Raw genomic sequence first — 19,421 nt, 5'->3', positions numbered from 1 at the left:
ACAGAACCCTATGCGTGGCCTCTGACAGTTTCAATGCCTTTGCCGGGTCTTATCCCATGACGAGCATCAGGACGAAGTAGATCGCACCGCCCACCACCGAGTAAATGGCGAACGGCGTCAGGGTGCGCGTTTCGAAGAAACGAAGCAGGAACTTAGTGGCGAACCATGCGGCGACACCCGCGCACAGTGCCCCCACCAGGAACACCCCGCGCGCGTCGGCCATAGCCGGTGTGAAGAGTTCGGGAAGCTTGAGCAGCGCGGCAGCGCCGATGATGGGTGTCGCCAGCAGGAAGCTGAACCGTGCGGCATTCTCGTTGTTCAGTCCGGACAGCAAGGCGCCGGCCATTGACGAGCCGGAGCGGGAGATTCCCGGGATCAGGGCGGCAGCCTGGGCCGTTCCGATTCCCAAGGCACGCTTCCACGACAAGGTGGCAATTTCGGCGTCGGAAGCCGTTGCAGTGGCGGGCTGCGCAGCAGCGCGGCGGCTATCCCGGGTCCGCAGGCGCTCGGCCGCAAAAAGGACAAGTCCGTTGACCACCAGGAAGGCGGCAGCGATCAGTGGGGAACCAAAGAGGTTCCTGATGGGCTTTTCCAGGACCAAGCCGATGATTCCGGCAGGCACGGTACCAACGACAAGGAGCCAGCCGAGCTTCGCGTAGGTGTCTGACGGCGCAATCTTCCTGTCCCGGATGGAACGGCCAAGCCCCTTGGCGATGTCAATCCAGTCCCGAAGGAAGAAGAAGAACAGCACAACCGCTGTAGCCAAATGGGTGGATATGAGGAAATTCAGGAATTCCGGAGCTTTCTGGTCCAGGCCCCAACCGAAGAGTTTGGGCAGGATGACGCTGTGGCCGAGGCTGGAAATCGGGAAGAGCTCAGTGATTCCCTGCAGCAGGCCCATGACGATGGCCTGGATCATGTTAATCATGGGTTCGATCCTAGCCAGCACCCGTTACTGCGAGGTGAACGTTTGCTGGGAGAAGGCAGGGTGTAACCCGACCATGGCTAGTATCGACGGATGACGCAAGAACGATGGAGGCAGGTGTCCGAATGGCCAATGGTGGCGACAGCAGTGCTGTTTCTGGTGGCCTACTCGTTCCAGGTAATCGCCAACCTCAATTGTTGACCCATGCGGGGCCGCATCCTCACTCTTGTTCTCGGCTCCGCCGCCCTCCTGAGCTACTGCGGTGCGCTCGCCGTACTTGACGCGGAAGAGAACGCAGCGGGGGCCAACATCACCAACTTTGGCGACGCCATCTGGTGGGCAATGGTCACGATCACCACCGTGGGCTACGGAGACCACTATCCGGTGACGATTGTGGGCCGTTGCGTCGCCGGGGGTTTGATGGTTTGTGGAATCGCTGTCTTGGGCGTCGTGACCGCCTCGGTTGCCTCGTGGCTCGTTGAACAGGTCTCCTCGGGAGCTGCGGTTGCCGCGACTGTCGCGGAGGAGCCCATGAGGCAGGAGATTCACCGGTTGACCGAGCAGGTCGAGCGCCTAAGCGCGCTTTTGGAAAACCCCGACGGCGAGCTAGAGGGCGGCGTGGTCGGAGCCCGCAACGACCACTCGCCGTCGCCGTAGCTCGCCGTGGAGGCGCGTTCTTAGTCCTCGCTTCCGCGGACAGGGATGCTCGCGGAAGAAATCAAGACGCCGCCTTTTTCCTCGTTGGTGGCGGGGCGGATCTGGCCGCGTTCGGGGACAAAGACGATGGCCTCGTCTTCCTGCTCGGGGGCGTTGACGAAGGAGCGGAAGCGGCGGAGCCGTTCCGGGTCCTGCAGGGTCGCGGCCCACTCGTCCTCGTAGGACTCGACGTGCTTGGCCATGGCGGCCTCGAGCTCGTCAGCGATGCCCAGCGAGTCCTCGACGACCACCTGGCGCACGTGCTCGAGGCCGCCGTCGAGTTCTTCCTGCCAGCGGGCGGTGCGCTGGAGGCGGTCCGCGGTGCGGATGTAGTACATGAAGTAGCGATCGATGTACTTCACCAGGGTCTCGTCGTCCAAGCCGCCGGCGAGGAGCTGGGCGTGGGCGGGGTTCGCGCCGCCGTTGCCGCCGACATAGAGGTTCCAGCCTTCCGAAGTCGCGATCACGCCGACGTCCTTGCCGCGGGCTTCGGCGCATTCGCGGGCGCAGCCGGAGACGCCCATTTTGAGTTTGTGCGGGCTGCGCAGTCCGCGGTAGCGCAGTTCAAGGTTGATGGCCATGGCCACGGAGTCGAGGACGCCGAAGCGGCACCAGGTGGATCCCACGCAGGATTTCACCGTGCGCAGGCTCTTGCCGTACGCCTGGCCGGACTCCATGCCTGCGTCAATGAGCTCGCCCCAGATGAGTGGGAGTTGTTCGAGGCGGGCGCCGAACATGTCGATCCGCTGCCCGCCGGTGATTTTCGTGTACAGACCGTACTTCTTCGCGATCGTGCCGATGACGACGAGTTTGTCGGGCGTAATCTCCCCACCCGGGATGCGGGGGACCACGGAGTAGGTGCCGTCCTTTTGCATGTTGGCCAGGGCGCGGTCGTTGGTGTCCTGCAGGGTCCCGCGGCCGGCGTCGAGCACGTACGCGGAATGCTGCGACGCCAGGATGGACGCGATGGTCGGTTTGCAGATATCGCAGCCGGCGCCGGTGCCGTATTTGGCCAGGATGTCTTCAAAGGAGTCCAGTTCCAGGACGCGGATCGCGTCGAAGAGTTCCTGGCGGGAGAGGCTGAAGTGCTCGCAGAGGGCTTTGGAGACCTCGATGCCGGACTTCTTCAGCTCGCCTTCGAGGAGTTTCTTGAGCATCGGCACGCACGAACCGCACTGGGTGCCGGCGCGCGTGCAGGTCTTCAGTTCGCCCAGTTCCCGGACCGGGGCGTTGCCCTCGCAGGAGCCGCAGCCGTTGACGGCGTCGCGGATGCTCCCGGCGGGGACGTTGTTGCAGGAGCACAGGATCGCATCGTCGGGCAGTTCGGTTTCGGGTGCTTCGCCGCCGCCGGCGGCGGTCAAGTAGGCGCCGGGTTCGGCGGGGAGCTCGCGGCCGAGCAGGGGGCGCAGGCTCATGTAGGGGGTGGCGTCGCCGACGAAGATGCCGCCGAGGAGGGTCTTGGCGTCGTCGGTGGTGACGATCTTCTGGTACACGCCCCGTGCCGGGTCGGCGTAGACGATTTCGAGGGAGTGTTCGGTCCTGGCGAAGGCGTCGCCGAAGCTCGCAACGTCCACGCCGGAGAGCTTGAGCTTGGTGGCGGTGTCGAAGCCCGCAAACGTCGCTTGTCCGCCGTGCAGCCGGTCGGCCACGATCTCGGCCATCGTGTTCGCCGGGGCCACAAGACCCAGGCACATCCCGCCGAAGTTCGCCACCTCGCCGATGGCGAAGATGCCCGGGATCTCGGTTTCGCAACCGTCGGAAATGACAACACCGCCGCGCTGGCCCAGCGTGAAGACCTGTTCCTCGCCCTCCGCTGCACGGAAGAGCTCATCGCGCGGCCTGACCCCGATCGCGACGATCACGATGTCGGCGTCGATGATGCGGCCGTCGGCCATGAGGACTCCGGTGACCTGGCCGTCGTCGTCGGACAATACTTCGGAAGGGAACACACCGCCGTGGATTTCGAAGCCTTTGTCTTTGATGAGGCGGCCCAGTGCCTGGCCCGCGCCTTCGTCGAGCTGGGTGGCCATCAGCCAGGACGCGCCGTCGATGACGATCGGGGTGGCGCCCAACCGCTCCGTGCCTGCGGCCGATTCGAGGCCGAGGAGACCGCCGCCGATGGTGACGGCGTTAACCTTGCGGCCAAGCTTCTCCGTGAGCCGTGTGATGGCCTCGTTGATGGCCCAGACGTCTTCGAGCGTGCGGTAGACATGTGTGTGCTGGGCGCCCGGGATGGGCAGGCGGGCGGCATTCGAGCCCGTTGCGACCACGAGGGCGTCGTATTCGTAGCTGTTGCCGGACGCGGTTTCCACGGACTTGGCATCGGGGTTGATCCTGACCACACGCTCGCCGGTGCGCAGATCCAAAGCATCGTGGTCCCACATCGACGCGTGTCCGAGGGTGAGGTCGTAGTCCACCTCGATGAGCGCTTTGCTCAGCGTGACCCGGTCATAGGGAAGATGCGCTTCCTCGGTCAGGACAGTGACGTGCCAGCCCTCGAGACCGCGGGTATGCATGGCATCGGCAAAACGGTGGGCCGCAGGGCCTCCGCCCGCGACAATAATGCGGCGCGGGTTCTCTGAAGGGGAAGTATGTCCGGTCACTGGCGGCCTTTCGCATGTGCCGCAGAACCGTCATCCGCGACTTGTCACTTCAGACTAAAGACACGCAGTTTCGCGTCAGTTTCCCCTTTGTTTCGGAAGCTTAACTTCGGCATCACGGTGAGGATTGCGGTGATGTGAGGTCTCCTTTACGAGCAGGACACATTGATTGCCTTCGGGCGAAACATGGCGGGCCTACCGTGAAGTTGTGGCCGCACACGGCCCGTGCCGGACGGCGGAATTGGATCCCCCCGACCGGCAGGCTAAGCGATAGGGGCTGAAATGACCGTAATTCTGGATCGGGAAAAACTGATGGGCGCACCGACCGCGTCCGGCTGGCACCGCGTCTGCGCAATCGACGAGCTGGAACCGGCTTGGGGCGAAGCTGCCCTGGTCGGAGGCAAGCAAGTAGCACTTTTCCGCACCACGCCGGATGAGGTCCTGGCGGTATCCCAGCAGGACCCGGCAACGCTGTCCAACGTCATGGCGCGGGGAATCGTCGGTTCCCGGGGCAGCCGTCCCACCATCGCGTCGCCGCTGCACAAAGAGGTCTACGACCTCGAAACCGGCGAATGCTTCACCAACCCCGAACTGCGGCTCGCAAGCTACGCCACCCGTCTGGTGGACGGATACGTCGAAGTAGCCGTCTAGACTGCTTCAGCTCCCGACGCCGATTCTGGCCGGTTCCGCCCGCGGAACCGGCCGTTGGCGTTTCTTAGCGATACTCAGCAACGGGGGGCAACCCCAAACCCGCCTAAATTAACGCAAAAGAGGCCGGCCGTGGAATCCAAAGATTCGCACGAACCGGCCTCTGAGCTGCGCGATCGTCGCGCCACGCGGAAGGTAAGGGATTTGAACCCTTGGTGCGGGGTTACCGCACACTGGTTTTCAAGACCAGCTCCTTAGGCCGCTCGGACAACCTTCCCTGCCTAGTAGTGTTTCATAGGGAGTTGGCTGTGCCAAAAACCCGGCGCCGCGATTAACCCAACTAAGGTGTCCGAAAGGCCAATTGCGCTGAGCAAGGAATCGGGAGCACTTATGAAAGCCGTCTACATCTCCGAACCGGGCGGGCCCGAGGTTCTCGAGGTCCGTGAGGTCCCCGCTCCGGTTCCCGGCCCCGGCGAGGTTCTCATCGACGTCGTCGCCGCCGGTCTCAACAGGGCCGATGTCCAGCAGCGCCGCGGTTTCTATCCTCCGCCGCAGGGAGCGTCCGAAATTCCCGGCCTTGAGGTCTCCGGCAGGATTGCCGCGTTCGGGCCCGATGTGAGCAAGCCGTTCTCCGTGGGAGACAAGGTAGTGGCCTTGCTTTCGGGTGGCGGCTACGCACAGCAGGTTGCCGTCCCGGCGGAGCAGGTTTTGCGATTGCCCGACGGCGTGGACCTGGTCACCGCCGCGTCCTTGCCTGAGGTAGCCGCGACGGTGTACTCGAACCTCATCATGACTGCGCAACTGCAAGCGGGTGAGACGGTGCTGATCCATGGCGCCACTGGCGGCATCGGCACCATGGCCATCCAACTCGCCAAGGCCTGCGGTGCTACGGTCGCTGCGACGGCCGGAACGGCCGAAAAGGTCGGAACCGCAAAAGCTTTCCTCGGGGCCGACATTGCCATCAATTACGCCGAAGAGGATTTCGCGGTAAGCCTCAAGGCGCAAAACGGTGGCAAGGGCGCGGACGTGATTCTCGACGTCGTCGGCGCCAAATACCTGCAGCAGAACGTGGAAGCGCTCGCGGACTACGGCCGGCTGGTGGTGATCGGGCTGCAGGGTGGCACCAAAGGCGAGCTCAACCTCGGCCAGCTGCTCAGCAAACGCGCGGCGATCATCGGCACAGCGCTCCGCCCGCGGCCCGTTGCGGAAAAGGGTGTCATCATGAACGCCGTCCGCGAATCGGTGTGGCCGATGCTGGCCGACGGCCGGATCAAGCCGTTCGTGGCCAAGTCGTTCCCCTTGGAACAGGTCCGCGAAGCCCACGAGTACTTCGATTCCGGCGAGCACATGGGCAAAGTCCTGCTACTGCTTTAAATCCGCCGAACCGGCCGCAAGGAGGAGAGCAATGTCCATCCGGTACAGCATCCTGGCATTGCTCCAGGAGCAGCCCCGCTATGGTTATCAGCTTCGCGCGGCCTTCGAGGAACGCACGGGAGCCGTCTGGCCGCTGAACATCGGACAGGTGTACACCACACTGAACCGGCTGGAGCGTGACGCTTTGGTTCGGAGGAACGGCGACGACGGCCATGGCCACGTGCTTTACAGCATCACCGACGCCGGGACAGCCGAAGTCCGCCGATGGTTCGCAACCTCGGTGGAGCGGGGAGTTCCACCGAGGAACGAACTGGCCATCAAACTGGCACTGGCCGTCACGACGGCGGGCACAGACGTCACCGCGCTCATCCAGGCCCAACGTGAGATTTCCTTGCAGGAACTGCAGGAACTCACCCAAACCCGCAAGGACGTGGCCGCCAACCAGAGAGTGACCGATACAGCCAAGGTGCTCGTCCTGGATTCCCTGATCTTCCATGCCGAGGCCGAGGCCCGCTGGCTGGATCTCTGCGAGGCCCGAATGGTCCAGCAGGCCAACGGCGCCAGCAACGGCATGGCAGGAACCTCCCGTGGCAACGGGACGCCCACCTCATAGACTGCTTCTCAGGGGAGGTTCTGGCATGGCAACATTCACGAATGCTGACGTTCGGATCCGGCTGCTTAATCCCAACGACGCCGACGCCCTGATTCGCCTCGCGGAGACGGACAATTTGTTTGACGAGGATCCTTCAGTCGAGCCGTCAGGCGCGTTGACGCACGACGCCGCCCGCTCCTTTTTGGGTGACCCTTCCGTGCTGTTCTGGCTGGCTGAGTTCGGTGACGGGACAGTTGGGTTCCTTCACTGCTGCATTCAACGACGCCGCAACGCCGGACCGTGGGCCGAACTGCTTCTCATGGAAATGGGCACACACACGGATTGGCGCCACCGCGGTATCGGCCGGTCCCTCCTGGCGGTCATGGAGGAGTGGATGCGGGCGCATGGGATGGAGGAAGTCTGGGTGCCGGCCAACGTTTATGCCACGGGCTTCTATGAAAAATGTGGTTTCGCTAAGGACGAAGGCGAAATACTGGTCAAGGCTCTGGGCTGAGTTGCGGCCCGTGAGAGTATGAACGCATGAGCGATCAGGACGACACTCAACCCAGTGGCGAGAGCTTTGACGATATCCCGGTGGAGGGCACAACCTTGGACGCTGGCACGGCGGAGAGCACAACCGAAGTGGGCCCGAAGCCAGGGGCTGGCGCCAAGAAGGGCAGCACCCTGCAGGACCTCGTCGATGAACCCGCCAAAGTCATGCGGATCGGCACCATGATCCGCCAGCTGCTTGAAGAAGTGAAGAGCGCCCCCTTGGACGAGGCTGCGCGCGGACGCCTCGCCGAGATCCACGAACGCTCCATCAAAGAGCTCGAAGAGGGCCTCGCTCCGGAACTTGTGGAAGAGCTGGAGCGCATCAGCCTCCCCTTCCCTGAAAACGCCACACCGTCCGACGCCGAGCTCCGGATCGCACAGGCCCAGCTGGTGGGTTGGCTCGAAGGATTGTTCCACGGAATCCAGACAGCCATTGCTGCCCAGCAGGCAGCACGGGAGCATGCTGTCGCCCAGTTGCAGCTTCGCCAACTGCCGCCCGGAACCATGATCGCCCCGGGCGTCGTTATTGGCGAGAATGGCGAGCCGCAGCGAGCCCACCTTCCCGGTACGGAAAAGGAACCGGGCAAACCTCCCCGCGTTGACGAGCCGGACCGCCACCCTGGTCAATACCTCTGAGCACTGGATTGGGATTCTTTGGGGCCGTCCGGCAGGGGCGGAAGGACGATGCTGAACTTGGCAAAGGATTGTGGAGGCGCGCTCACGACCGCTTCCACCGCGGCCTTGACCGGTACCACCAGGTGCTTGAGGGCGTAGAAGACGAACAGCTCTACGTCGAACTCGTGGTCATTGCCAATGAATTGGCGGACTTGTCTTCCAGGGTGCGTGCCGTCTGCGTCGAGGCGCAGCTTCAGGCACCCAGTGACGGACTGGACATTCCTGGGTCGCTCGCAGGCGTGCATCGCGCATTGTCCAAAGCAGGGAACTCTCTTGCTACGACGGCGGAGGCGGCCGCTATGCTGCGTCTCGCCGTCGGGCCCGTCCCGGTGGGAGCGGTTTCGGTGCGACGGCGCGCCGAAGCGGTCTACGAACATGTGGACGAAGCGGAGCGGCTGCTGAGGGCCCAGACCGACTCTCTGCGAACCCAAGAATAGGTGCAGGCGCGTCTATTCCCACATGACAACGATTAAGCGCCTAGCTTAGGGACCTCGGAATCCGTAGCCACCCGGTGTGCGCGGCTGGCAGGATGGAAGCCATGACTTCGTCACCGAACCTTACTTTTAATGACGGCAACACCATTCCCCAGCTCGGCTACGGGGTGTGGCAGGTTGAGGACGATGTAGCCGAAAAGGTGGTGCGGCAGGCCTTCGACGCTGGCTACCGCCACATCGATACCGCCAAGATCTACGGCAACGAGGCGGGCGTGGGACGCGCCATCGCATCCTCCGGCCTCAAGCCCGAGGAAATCTTCATCACCACCAAGCTGTGGAACGCGGACCAAGGCTACGAGTCCACTCTCGCTGCTTTCGAAGAATCCATGAATCGCCTCGGCCTGGAAACCCTTGACCTGTACCTGATCCACTGGATGCAGCCCAAGCAGGACAAGTTCGTGGACACCTGGAAGGCGCTCATTGAGCTCCAGAAGCGCGGACGCGTCAAGTCCATCGGCGTCTCCAACTTCAGCAAAGAGGGCCTGCAGCGCCTGATCGATGAGACCGGCGTGGTTCCGGCGATCCACCAGATTGAGCTGCACCCGTTCTTCAACCAGGCCGAACTCCGGGAGTTCGATGCTTCCCAGGGCATCCTGACCCAGGCCTGGTCGCCTTTGGGCCAGGGCGGCGAGCTCCTTGGGAACTCCACCATCGCCCAGATCGCCGCCAAGCACGGCGCCACCCCCGCGCAGATAGTCATCGCCTGGCATCTGGCGATCGGCAACGTCGTGATCCCCAAGTCCGTGACCGAGTCCCGGATCCAGGAAAATTTCGCAGCACTTGGCGTCACCTTGGATGAAGCCGACGTCGAGGCCATCAACGGCCTGGACCGCGGAGTCGAAGGCCGGATCGGACCGGACCCGGCGGTTTCCGACTTCGCGTAGCCGCTCGGAAGTTTCGATGTGAAGGCCCCGCGCTTGCTGGCACCCGCCCAGCAAGTGCGGGGCGTTTTCATGCTTATCGTCGGGTGGCCGTGACCTCACTGATCATTGTCCAGCCACCGGCTTCCTGGGGAAGGTTGATCCGAAATGCGGAGATCACCTGGTTGGGAAGCGACAGATCCGCGCAGGGGATTGGTGTGCCGTCGCACGCTGTTTTCACCGTGACCGGGCCTCCAGCTCGCCAGACGCCTGCCGCGTCCTTCCAATCGAAAGTGGCGTTTTTCGGCACGGAGACGCCCCGTGCGTTGTCGTTGTTGAGCCACAGGCGGGCCGTGGCCATGTTGGCCGGCACCGTGAGGGCCGCCTGCAGCCACTGCGTGCGGTTCCGTTCGAACCCCGTGAACTGGCTGAAATTGAAGGCCGCCGGCACAGTGCCGTCGGCCAGCCCGGTGCCGGTGTTTCGGTACCCGCCCGTGCTGCTCCGAGGCTTGGTCAGGAGCGCGTACGACGCGCCTTGCGCAACGTTCTTTCCAGTACCGTCAAGTATTCGGACCTCATCAAGCAAGGCCCACCCCGACGCACTCAAGGACACTGACACGTAGCGGCCGTGTGCACCAGAGGCGAAACGTCCCGACATTGTGTCATAGAAGGCAGCAGTCCCGGCGACGGCCGGCCGCTGTCCTGGAAAAGCCTGCGCGGGGTATCCGGGAGCTGCTGTACCGGTCTGTGGGCCTGTGAACCCGAGAGGGATGTTCGTAGCCAGTGCCGCCAGGTTATTCGGCCAACTGACCCCCGCAAGGCTGTCCTGGTGGGTATCGACGTTGAAGGAGGAGAGTTGGGTGTCCTTGCCAAGATCGATGATCATGGTGACTTCGGCCTGTGACCAGCCGACGAGACGGTCGGCGTTGGACCCCCACCAGCTCCCGTCGGTGGACTTGGTGCCATCGGTGAGCTTCCCCTTGCCCCAGCCGGCGGTAACCACCACTGCATCACTGAACTGGGCGGCGGTTTCGTCGTTGCTGGACGAGAAGACCAACTGCCCCGTTGACGGAACACCGAAAGGCTCATAGGAAGACGCCAGGAGCTTTGGCTGCGTGAGGTTTTGCGTCCCCGTGATCGCGGGGGTGATCGCTACCGTCGCCTTGACGGCCTTGTTTGCCTGCGCCACTGGAACCATCACCGAGCGGAAAGTGCCATCGAGTTCGCTGAACCCTTGGGTGGCCGCATAACTGGTACCCAAAGTTTTCCCCGCCGCATCAAAGGAAGTCAGCCCCAAGGTTCCGGCCCATCGTTGGGTTGATCCTGTTCCGGCATCCTTGAAATCCAACCGGACGGTGTTTTCTCCGGGCGCCAGGACGAACGTTGATGACTGGGACGTGATCCCGGTGGGGGCGAAATTGATGGTGCGGTCAAGGTTGCTGATTCTCGCCCCGCGCAGGTAGCCCGTCAGGTCCTGGTAGGCCCGCCACATGCTGGGTGCTGCCGAAGATTGTCCTGAAACGCGATCAAAGAGATTCGTTTCGCCGTGGAAGAAGGCCTGGGGTTTCGTGTCGAGCCCTGTTTCCTGGGAGACAGCGAGGTACTGGTGGGCAACGGCCGCACTGTAGTCGGTCCCCCCTTGTTCGCGGATTTCGTATTCCATGCCGATGTTGGTGCCTTTGACCGTCTCCGCGAAGGCACTCAGCCGAGCTGCGGTGACTGTGCCGTTGTCTTCCCTTCCCTTGAAGGCGTATGACGGTTGGATGATGACCCGATTGAAGCCTAGGGCTTCGCCGTTCAGCCTATTGGGCGAGTCGTAGTAGGGGATCCACACGGACGTCAGGCCCTGCGCTTTGATTGTCTGGTTCATGTGTGTAACAAGGCCAGGGTCGCCACGGGCGCCAATGATGTCTTCACGCTGGTAGTAAATGGCTGAGAGGGACGTGTTTGTCCAGCCCGCATTTCGGGCCCTGTCGATGAGCTTCCCGAGGTACCAATCGCTGACTTTGTCCCGGTCTGCTGGATTGGCAGTGTTCACCGATCCGTAGCCAGGGATGTCAAACCACATTTGGTTGCTGATCCAAGGCATGCTCAGCCCGAGCTGGACTCTCTGGCCGAGGGAACGCGCGGCCCGGTCCAGCTTGGTGGCATCTGCGAACTGCTGGTCGAGGAGGGCAGTGAGATCCGAAGCGTTCAGCTCGCTGTAGGCAAGATCTTTGCCATTGATAGAGGACTGGAGGAGGACATAGCTGTCAAACAGCTGGTACGTTCCGAGGTTTCCGGAGGAGTCGACCCCTACGAGGTTCTGCTGCCATTGACGGTCCGTCCGTCCCGCATTTGAGTAAATGAGACTCGTTTTCATCCACCCCCAAGCAACTGGAGGGATTGGAAGGGAAATCATAGGGTTCCGCAATGGTTCCGCGGCGGCCATCGGCAGAATCGGGGAGACGGTCAATACAGCGGCCAGGATCGCCGCGCGCTTGATGAAACGAAACCGGGGTTTCCGGTGCGAGTTCATGACGTCCTTTCGGATGCCGGCGCGGGTGGAGTGCGGTCATCCTTCTGCGCGAGTGCAGGGAGGGCTCGCCTTCCCATGCCCCCGTTCTTTGTGTGCCGGTCCGCCCAGTGCCGGTTCAGTTGACGAGGAGAAATTCATTGCCGTTGATGTGGTCGGGTTCGGGTTGAACCCGATGGCGATATTGATCAGAACCTCGAACCGGTCATGGCGACCGCGGCCCGGAATGACGGCTGCTTGGGAAGAAACTTTGAGACCAGGACAGCCGCTTTTGTCGAAAATCAAACATCTTCGCGCGTGATTCATATAGTGGCACTGCCTGCGAAGCTTCGGAAGAGCTATGTGACCTGACCTTGTCATTCCGGCATGGCGGTTTTTGGGTTGGGCTCACCCTCGTGGCTCTCGAAGCTGTTGTTTCGAGAACGGATCCTTGACCCCATATGCGTAACGTTGGATAGCCCTGCAGGTTGCCCGCGTTCTTGGGCGGTTCGATTATGGTCCCGGCTCGACCAGCGGGCTAAACGCCTTCTCGGACCGCTTCTCCGGGGCGCCTGTCATTTTGGTCACCGATGTGGCGCATCGAAGGCGGCCGAGGTCCATAGGCAACGCCGCTGCCCCGCAGTATATTTGAGTTGAGTTGAATTGGTCTTTAGCAGCCGCATCTTTTTCGGTTCGCCGTCGGGGGCGCCCACGAATTGTAAGAATCGTAGGGAACCATGCCGGCTCAAAATACTCAGAGTGGCGTTGCTCAGCACCGCCTATCATTTGTCTTGGCAATCCTCTTGAGCGTCGGATGGCTGAGCGTACCCGGTGAACTGACAAGTACGAATCATGCCGATACGGTGATTAAAGAGGGTACTCAGGTCCAGTCAGGTGATCCTTGGAGCCAGTTCCCGTCTGGCTCTCGCGAACTCTGGAAGTTCCTACATGCCACCCGGCGATGACGGCCGTGCCATAGCAGACGGAAGCTGCCGACCAACCGCCAGCCGGTTTAGTAGGGCTGGTGCGTTTCCCATTCAAACTGCCGTAAAGGGATGGGACCCCTCCAGGACAGGGCGATCATCGGTGCGTCAGGCAGAAATGCGCGGATCTCAATTCCGCACGGGCAGGGTCACTATCGGCCCGGGTTCGGGTATTTGGCGATCTACACCGGACCGCGCAGTTTCGACTCTATGTCAATCGGCGACGTCGGCGTAGACTCGCGCCAATGCGCCCCGTCTGGTTAGGCACGTTCTTGGGCCGATGGTTCTCAAGAAAGGGAACTCCATGTCTGGTGCAATCATCTGTTTCGAGCTTCCGGGGGCCTTTCCCTTCCACCGGTGGCCTCGTGTGTTGTCTCCATGTATGGCCTTCTCACTGTTGGAAACCGGGATCGGCTCAGAGTTAAACGTTGGAAACCGCCATGGGTAGGGAAGCACAGGGCGACCTGCTCGATCCGGATTCATGGAGGGGGAACCTTTTCAGTGCTCGGGGGTGGACTTCCGCGGCTGGAGGTGACATCGCTGTGATTGAAAAGGCGACGGGTGGCCATATGGCCTGGATAGGTCAGGCCTCCAAGGCTGACGTTCTCACGGCGGCCTCCAATGCCGCAGTCGCCCAGCGGGGCTGGGCTGCGGCTCCGTACGAGGAGCGTGCGGCCGTTCTGCGTGCCGCGGGTGAGGTCTTGACCCGTTATGCGTCGGAAATTGAAAGCTGGGTGGTGCGCGAGACCGGGTCCGTTCGGGTCAAGGCCGCATCAGAGGTTTACGGGGCTGTTCTCGAGTGCCGGGAAGCAGCGGCCCTGCCCTCCCATCCGTCCGGACGTGTATTGCCGACAAGCAACCCGCGCTGGAGTTTTGCGCGCCGTCGCCCCGCTGGCGTCGTCTCGGTCATCGCACCTTTCAACACGCCCCTCTTCCTCGCGATCCGTTCGGTTGCCCCAGCCCTCGCGCTCGGCAACGCCGTACTTCTGAAACCCGATCCCCGCACGCCGGTCAGCGGGGGAGCGGTCATTGTCGCAGCCTTTCAAGCGGCCGGACTGCCTGAGGGGGTATTGCATCTTCTCCCCGGCGGGGCCGAGGTCGGTGAGGCTGTGGTCACAGCCCCCGAGGTGCGCATAGTTTCATTCACGGGCTCCACTGCCGCCGGGAGAGCGGTTGCCCGGCTCGCCGGCGAACACCTGAAGCGAGTCCATCTCGAACTTGGAGGGAACGGCGCCCTCATCATTCTTCCCGGGGCAGATCTGGCCAAGGCGGCGACGGCAGGGTCTTTCGGTTCGTTCATGCACCAGGGCCAGATATGCATGACGACCGGACGTCACCTCGTGCATGAAAGCCTGCACTCGGCTTACGTAGAAGCACTGGTTGAAGAAGCCGAACGGCTGACCGTGGGCAATCCGGCCACGGAACAGGTGGCACTCGGGCCCGTAATCGATGACGTCCAGGTCACCCGCATTCACCGCCTGGTCACATCCACGGTGGCGGCCGGGGCGCGCTTGGCCACCGGCGGAACCCACGTGGGCCTGTTCTACCGGCCCACGGTTCTCGCTGGGGTTACTCCGGAAATGCCGGCCTACGCCGAAGAGGTCTTCGGCCCCGTGGCCCCTGTCGTGCCTTTCGCCACCGTCGATCAGGCGATCGCGTTGGCCGGCGACACGGAATACGGGCTCTCACTGGGCATACTGGGCGACGTGGGCATGGCGATGGAAGTTGCCGACAGTATTCCCAGTGGTATTGTCCACATCAACGAACAAACGGTTGGCGACGAAGCGAATGCCCCCTTTGGCGGTGTACGCGCCTCCGGCAACGGGTCGCGGTTCGGCGGGCCCGAGGCGAACATCGAGGCGTTCACGGAAACCCAGTGGCTAACGGTGCGCCCCGATATTGCCACCTACTCTCTCTAAGGGCGCAGGAGCACCGTCTTCACTGCGGGGCTGCCGTACCGGGTGAGCGTCTTTACGTTTGCCAGCGACCGCCCGGCCAGACAAGGTCTGGTGGGCAAGACGACGAAGCCATCCCGGATGAAGCCAAGGCGCTCATCATCGGCGGACCGCTCGACCTGCTCATCACTCACGACGCTCCTGCAGGAGTCCCGCTGAAAGGTGATTTCGAACTTGAACCCGAACTCGCGCAAAAGGCGGAAAGAACCCGCGTTCTTTTGGCCGAGGTCGTCGATTCGCTCAGAGTCCCACATGTCTTCTGCGGCTACTGGCATCAGCGACGCATCTACGACCTTCGGCATCCCGATGAAACTACAACACGCGTGGACGTCCAGAACATGGAAACTCCGTCACGGCAACGGCGTCCTCGTGTGGCCAGGAAAAGCGCCGCTGCGTGTCGAAAGTCTCGAGATTCGCGGCAGATAGTCCGCGATACCTGCCCTGCAATGCGGGGTCATCGGTCCATTTTTCACCTCGCGGCGGCATGTATCACTGCTGACTTGTGGCATTTTCCGGAGGGTCTATGGCGCCAGGGATCGTTGCACAAAAGCCGTGACCGGCTGAAAGGACTCCCACAATCAACGCCGCAGCGACAGCCCCCGAGGAGGACGAACACCAACCAGAAGATCTAGCTGCGCGCCGCACATGCCTACTTAGGCATAGGCAGCCGGGTCTAGACTCGTCCCATGAATCGATACGTGGGCCAAGCGAAAGTGCGCGATAAGTGCCCTGCCGGTGTTCGGGGTTTTTCCTCAAACCACCGAAAAACCCCGCATCCCCGCTGAACAAGCGGGAATACGGGGTTCTCGACCGAGCTTCCTATCAGAATCGAACTGATGACCTTTTCATTACGAGTGAAACGCTCTACCGACTGAGCTAAGGAAGCACCGCGCTATCGTCCGGAGACCGGCTGAATCACGCAAGATACAACTGTAATAGAGTCACCTCGTCCGGGTCAAAACAGCGTCGAACGGAGCTCCCGCGGTGGCGTTGTTGCGGAATTCACCCGCGCGTCGCGCCCGGTTCAGGCCGTCGTCGCGGACCGGGGGCAAGCTGGGCGGACTAACGTGGCCGCATGATTTCGGCCATTAACCAGCGAAGGGGCGCCATGAGCATGGACAGCAGCAAAAGGATCAATGCGGACGACGCCGGGGCACATCGTGCACAGCGGCTCCGGCTTGCTGTACTGGACATGGTGGGCACCACCATCACGGACGATGGGCGTACGGAACGCGCGATGTCCCGGGCACTGCAGGAGACCGGCGTCGAACCCGGTTCTCCCCGATTCGAAAGCATGCTCGGCTACGCCCGGGACACCATGGGCTTTTCAAAGTTGACCGTCTTCAGCCACCTTTTCGAGGACACGGAACGGGCCGAGAGCGCCAACAAGGCCTTTGAACGCGCCTACGATGACCTGATTTCCGACGGCGGCGTCCGGCCAATTCCTGGAGCCGAGGAAGCCATCGACTGGATGCGGGACTCCGGCATGAAAGTCTGTCTGGCCACGGGTTTCGGACGCCACACTCAGAACATGGTGCTTGAGTCGCTGGGCTGGATGGGGAAAGCCGATCTCAGCTTGTGCCCTGCCGACGCCGGCCGCGGGCGCCCGTATCCGGACATGATCCTGACCGCCGTCCTCGCTCTTGACCTTGATGATGTCCGCGAGGTCGTCGTGGTGGGCGACACGAGCTCGGATATGTTGTCCGGCGTTCGCTCGGGCGCCTCCGCGGTGGTGGGGGTGCTTACCGGTTTCCACTCGGAGGCGGCTTTGCGCGCGGCCGGTGCCACCGCCGTCGTCCCCTCAGTCAAGTACGTGCCTGCGCTGCTGGAGCCCCGCGCCGCGCGGCTCTAGCGGCCGGTCCTCAACGATCCATCGCTTTTCGCCAGGTCCCAGCCCGGCGAAAGCCGCCAGTTCGCGACCTACGCTGCCGGGTGCCGCGCAAAAGTGGTCAGATGCGGAGCACCAAAAGGCGTCGAGTTATCCACATAGGTAACTCCAGGGCCCCGCAGCAGCCCTGCACGCAGGCATCGTGGAGCCATGGATCTCATGGCTGCCCTTCGTGCACGAGGGGGAGTGGCCATGCGCAGGGACCTCCTCAAAGCCGGTGTCGGCGCGTGGCAGCTCAGAACTGCGGCACGGCGGGGCGGAGTGGTGGTCCCCTTCCGTGGGGTTGTGTCCTTGGTGGGCGCACCCCCGGAATTCGCCGAGGCCTGTAGGCACGGCGGCGTGCTCACGTGCATCTCGGCGGCGCCGCACCATGGGCTGTGGCAACTGCACCCGGCCAGCGAGCTCCATCTGGTCCGCGGCAATGGATTACCGCGCGACGGCGTGGTGCTGCACCGGGGCGCATCCTTGCCGCCTTTGCCGGGTCGGCCCGTTGCAGCGCTTGCTGACGTGTTGGTGCATGTCCTGCGATGCAGGCCCGCCGAGGAGGCGTTGGTCATGGTGCAATGTGCGGTTGTGCGCGGCGACACGACCGTGGATTTCCTTCGCAGAAGGCTGCCCGGCAACCGGAACGGCCGGGCACGGGAGGTCTTGGACTTCGTGTGCCCGAAAGCCGATTCGTTGCTCGAGCCTCTGGCGGCCATGCATTTCAAGCAGGCTGGAATCGCCTTTGTGGAGCACGTGGAACTGCCCGGAGTCGGAGAGGTCGATTTCGTCGGCGAGCGCTTCTTGATAGTTGAGCTGGACGGCAAGACGCACTTCGAACCTCGGGCCATCAAGAGGGATCGACGGCGGGACAACACTTCCGTTGCCGGCGGCTTCACTGTGTTGAGGTACTTCTACGAGGACGTTGTGCACCATCCGGAGGCCATGGTCGCGGAGGTGCAGGCGGCCATCCGGGCCCATCGTGCCAGGGAGCGCCTCGACAAATGACCTTCTTTGCCGGCCCGGGCACCACACACCCGCACCGCACCAGGGGTGACTGGCTCAGCCCACCTCCAATAGTGGTCGCAGTTTGCGGCCGGGCCAGCAGGCACTCAGCACATGGTCCCGTCGGAAGGTACTTTTCCATCCACGAAGTAGTTGTCCACGGCATCGGACACGCAGCGGTTGGAGCGGCCGTACGCGGTGTGGCCTTCGCCCTTCCACGTCACCAGGGAGGCGTTGCCGAGTTGTTTCCGCAGTGATCCTGCCCAGGCGAGAGGCGTCGCGGGGTCTCCGGTAGTGCCGATGACCACAATCGGTGCCGTGCCAGTGTATTTGGCGGGGGCTGGCGTGTGCAGTGGCTTGTAAGGCCAGTCCTTGCAGTTGACGCCGCTGTAGGCAAAGTAGTAGCCGAAGGTGGGGGAGACCTGCTTCAGGCGGGCCTCCTCGGACCGCATGCCTGCAGTGTCCGTGACCATCGGGTAGTCCAAACAGTTGACGGCGTTGAACGCGAACGCGGTGTTTGAACTGTAGGTGCCGTTCGGTTCCCGGTCCGCGCCAAAGTCGGCAATCCTCAGCATGAGCGAATCGTCGCCCTGGACCGCGGCCTGCAAGGCTTGGGTAAGCACCGGCCACGATTCATTGCTGTAGAGCGGGGTGAAGATGGCACTCACGAACGTCGCCGCCGTCACGAGGCGGCCGTCCTTGGCCCGCTTTGGATTCTGCTCGACGTCGGCGATGAGGTCCCGGATCTGCTGCAAGCCCTCATCGACGCCTCCCGTCAAGGGGCAACCGGATTTGGCTTGGCAATCAGCCACATAACTGTGGAGCGCAGCTTCAAACGCCCCCGCCTGACCTGCGGTGACGTCCTCGTTACTCAGGGCCGGGTCCACCGCACCGTCCAGGACGAGCTTGCCGAGGTTGTCCGGAAACAAGGACGCGTAGGTGGCGCCGAGCGAGGTGCCGTAGGAGAATCCGAGATAGTTGAGCTTCGCGTCGTTCAGGACTGCGCGGAGGATATCCATGTCCTTGGCTGAGCTAACCGTGTCTATGTGCGCCAGCGCTGGCCCGGACTTTTCCACGCACTTGGCGTTGACGGCTTTGGTGTCGGCCAGGGCGGCGTTGAGGCCTTGGTCCGTGTCGTAGTTGTAGACCTTCTCACGGGAAGCGTCGCGCTCGGAATCGCTGAGGCAAGTCACTGGTGCCGAGCGCTTGACCCCGCGTGGATCGAAGCCCACCAGATCGAAGCTGGAGCGCAGCTTGCTGGTGAAGTGTGTTTTGGCCGCGTCCCTGACGAAGTCGTAGCCCGAAGCCCCCGGGCCTCCGGGATTGACCAAGAGTGAGCCCTTCTTGGTGCCCTGGCTCTGGAGCCGGATGGCGGCGATGGAGATGCTGCCGGCGTCGGGCTTGGCATAGTCAACCGGCACGTTGATGTTGGCGCACTGGAACCCTTGTTCGCACGGTGTCCAGCTCATTTTTTGGGAGTAGAACGCCTTGAGTCCGTCCGGCGCCGCGGCCGCGATGGACGCGTCCGGCGTGCTGACGTTGCCGGACCCACTGCCACTAATGAGCGGGGAGAACACACAGCCGCTCAGGAGCAGGCTGGCGGAAATGGTGGCCGCAATTGCCGCTACCGCCCGCCGCTGGGATGGGAACCGTGTCCACGAAATGGACCCGGTGGGCCGGCGTCGTGCGGGCGTCATG

General features: G+C 62.8%; 16 protein-coding genes and 2 tRNA genes. 11 read left to right on the top strand and 7 right to left on the bottom strand.

The genetic code is table 11. From position 1 onward, the window contains the following. Positions 1 to 49: 49 nt before the first annotated feature. Positions 50 to 928: an undecaprenyl-diphosphate phosphatase gene (locus HNP00_RS16815; RefSeq protein ID WP_184740874.1), complete on the bottom strand. Its 879-nt coding sequence runs from the start codon at positions 926 to 928 to the stop codon at positions 50 to 52. Positions 929 to 1,129: 201 nt separating this feature from the next. Between HNP00_RS16815 and HNP00_RS16810 the strand changes: the two genes are divergently transcribed. Continuing rightward, positions 1,130 to 1,582 carry a potassium channel family protein gene (locus HNP00_RS16810; protein ID WP_260405027.1) on the top strand — a complete coding sequence of 151 codons (453 nt, stop codon included), beginning with the start codon at positions 1,130 to 1,132 and terminating at the stop codon, positions 1,580 to 1,582. Between the two features lie 20 nt (positions 1,583 to 1,602). Here HNP00_RS16810 and nirB read toward each other — a convergent pair whose 3' ends face one another. After that, a complete protein-coding gene (gene nirB, locus HNP00_RS16805) occupies positions 1,603 to 4,224 on the bottom strand; it encodes a nitrite reductase large subunit NirB (RefSeq protein WP_184740873.1) in 2,622 nt (873 codons plus the stop codon). A 279-nt stretch (positions 4,225 to 4,503) separates the two neighbouring features. On the opposite strand from nirB, the gene nirD reads away from it, so the two are divergent. After that, on the top strand, positions 4,504 to 4,872 hold the full coding sequence (gene nirD / locus HNP00_RS16800; protein ID WP_184740872.1) for a nitrite reductase small subunit NirD: 369 nt from the start codon (positions 4,504 to 4,506) through the stop codon (positions 4,870 to 4,872). Between the two features lie 186 nt (positions 4,873 to 5,058). On the opposite strand, the gene HNP00_RS16795 is transcribed toward nirD, so the two are convergent. Next, positions 5,059 to 5,146 (bottom strand) — tRNA-Ser (locus HNP00_RS16795). A gap of 113 nt (positions 5,147 to 5,259) precedes the next feature. Between HNP00_RS16795 and HNP00_RS16790 the strand changes: the two genes are divergently transcribed. From HNP00_RS16790 to HNP00_RS16765, 6 genes are all read left to right on the top strand, one after another. Next, the gene (locus HNP00_RS16790) at positions 5,260 to 6,243 is read left to right on the top strand and encodes an NAD(P)H-quinone oxidoreductase (protein WP_184740871.1); all 984 of its coding nucleotides are present in this window, start codon (positions 5,260 to 5,262) and stop codon (positions 6,241 to 6,243) included. A gap of 31 nt (positions 6,244 to 6,274) precedes the next feature. Beyond that, positions 6,275 to 6,856 (top strand): PadR family transcriptional regulator, encoded by a 582-nt coding sequence (locus HNP00_RS16785; RefSeq protein WP_184740870.1) that lies wholly within the window; start codon positions 6,275 to 6,277, stop codon positions 6,854 to 6,856. Between the two features lie 25 nt (positions 6,857 to 6,881). Next, positions 6,882 to 7,349 (top strand): GNAT family N-acetyltransferase, encoded by a 468-nt coding sequence (locus tag HNP00_RS16780; RefSeq protein ID WP_184740869.1) that lies wholly within the window; start codon positions 6,882 to 6,884, stop codon positions 7,347 to 7,349. 26 nt (positions 7,350 to 7,375) lie between these two features. Then, a complete protein-coding gene (locus tag HNP00_RS16775; RefSeq protein WP_184740868.1) occupies positions 7,376 to 8,023 on the top strand; it encodes a bacterial proteasome activator family protein in 648 nt (215 codons plus the stop codon). A gap of 8 nt (positions 8,024 to 8,031) precedes the next feature. Continuing rightward, positions 8,032 to 8,499 (top strand): hypothetical protein, encoded by a 468-nt coding sequence (locus HNP00_RS16770; protein WP_184740867.1) that lies wholly within the window; start codon positions 8,032 to 8,034, stop codon positions 8,497 to 8,499. A 101-nt stretch (positions 8,500 to 8,600) separates the two neighbouring features. After that, positions 8,601 to 9,440 (top strand): aldo/keto reductase, encoded by an 840-nt coding sequence (locus tag HNP00_RS16765; protein WP_184740866.1) that lies wholly within the window; start codon positions 8,601 to 8,603, stop codon positions 9,438 to 9,440. A gap of 73 nt (positions 9,441 to 9,513) precedes the next feature. On the opposite strand, the gene HNP00_RS16760 is transcribed toward HNP00_RS16765, so the two are convergent. Next, positions 9,514 to 11,778, bottom strand: a complete 2,265-nt coding sequence (locus HNP00_RS16760) for a DUF4855 domain-containing protein (RefSeq protein WP_184740865.1) — start codon at positions 11,776 to 11,778, stop codon at positions 9,514 to 9,516. Between the two features lie 1,555 nt (positions 11,779 to 13,333). On the opposite strand from HNP00_RS16760, the gene HNP00_RS16755 reads away from it, so the two are divergent. Beyond that, positions 13,334 to 14,812: a benzaldehyde dehydrogenase gene (locus tag HNP00_RS16755; protein ID WP_184740864.1), complete on the top strand. Its 1,479-nt coding sequence runs from the start codon at positions 13,334 to 13,336 to the stop codon at positions 14,810 to 14,812. On the opposite strand, the gene HNP00_RS16750 is transcribed toward HNP00_RS16755, so the two are convergent. Both HNP00_RS16750 and HNP00_RS16745 read right to left on the bottom strand, forming a co-directional pair. Continuing rightward, positions 14,809 to 15,150 (bottom strand): hypothetical protein, encoded by a 342-nt coding sequence (locus HNP00_RS16750; protein WP_184740863.1) that lies wholly within the window; start codon positions 15,148 to 15,150, stop codon positions 14,809 to 14,811. The genes HNP00_RS16755 and HNP00_RS16750 overlap by 4 nt on opposite strands. Positions 15,151 to 15,661: 511 nt before the next feature. Continuing rightward, positions 15,662 to 15,734: transfer RNA gene (locus HNP00_RS16745), tRNA-Thr, on the bottom strand. A 222-nt stretch (positions 15,735 to 15,956) separates the two neighbouring features. On the opposite strand from HNP00_RS16745, the gene HNP00_RS16740 reads away from it, so the two are divergent. After that, a complete protein-coding gene (locus tag HNP00_RS16740; protein ID WP_184740991.1) occupies positions 15,957 to 16,700 on the top strand; it encodes an HAD family hydrolase in 744 nt (247 codons plus the stop codon). 186 nt (positions 16,701 to 16,886) lie between these two features. Beyond that, positions 16,887 to 17,726 (top strand): endonuclease domain-containing protein, encoded by an 840-nt coding sequence (locus HNP00_RS16735; protein WP_184740862.1) that lies wholly within the window; start codon positions 16,887 to 16,889, stop codon positions 17,724 to 17,726. 104 nt (positions 17,727 to 17,830) lie between these two features. Here HNP00_RS16735 and HNP00_RS16730 read toward each other — a convergent pair whose 3' ends face one another. After that, on the bottom strand, positions 17,831 to 19,420 hold the full coding sequence (locus tag HNP00_RS16730) for an alpha/beta hydrolase (protein ID WP_184740861.1): 1,590 nt from the start codon (positions 19,418 to 19,420) through the stop codon (positions 17,831 to 17,833). Position 19,421: the final 1 nt, after the last annotated feature.

The sequence above is a fragment of the Arthrobacter sp. AZCC_0090 genome (genome assembly GCF_014207375.1).
In the GTDB taxonomy this organism is placed as follows: domain Bacteria; phylum Actinomycetota; class Actinomycetes; order Actinomycetales; family Micrococcaceae; genus Arthrobacter.
The sequence above is the reverse complement of the archived record's forward strand: the minus strand, read 5'-3'. Positions and strand labels throughout refer to the sequence as shown.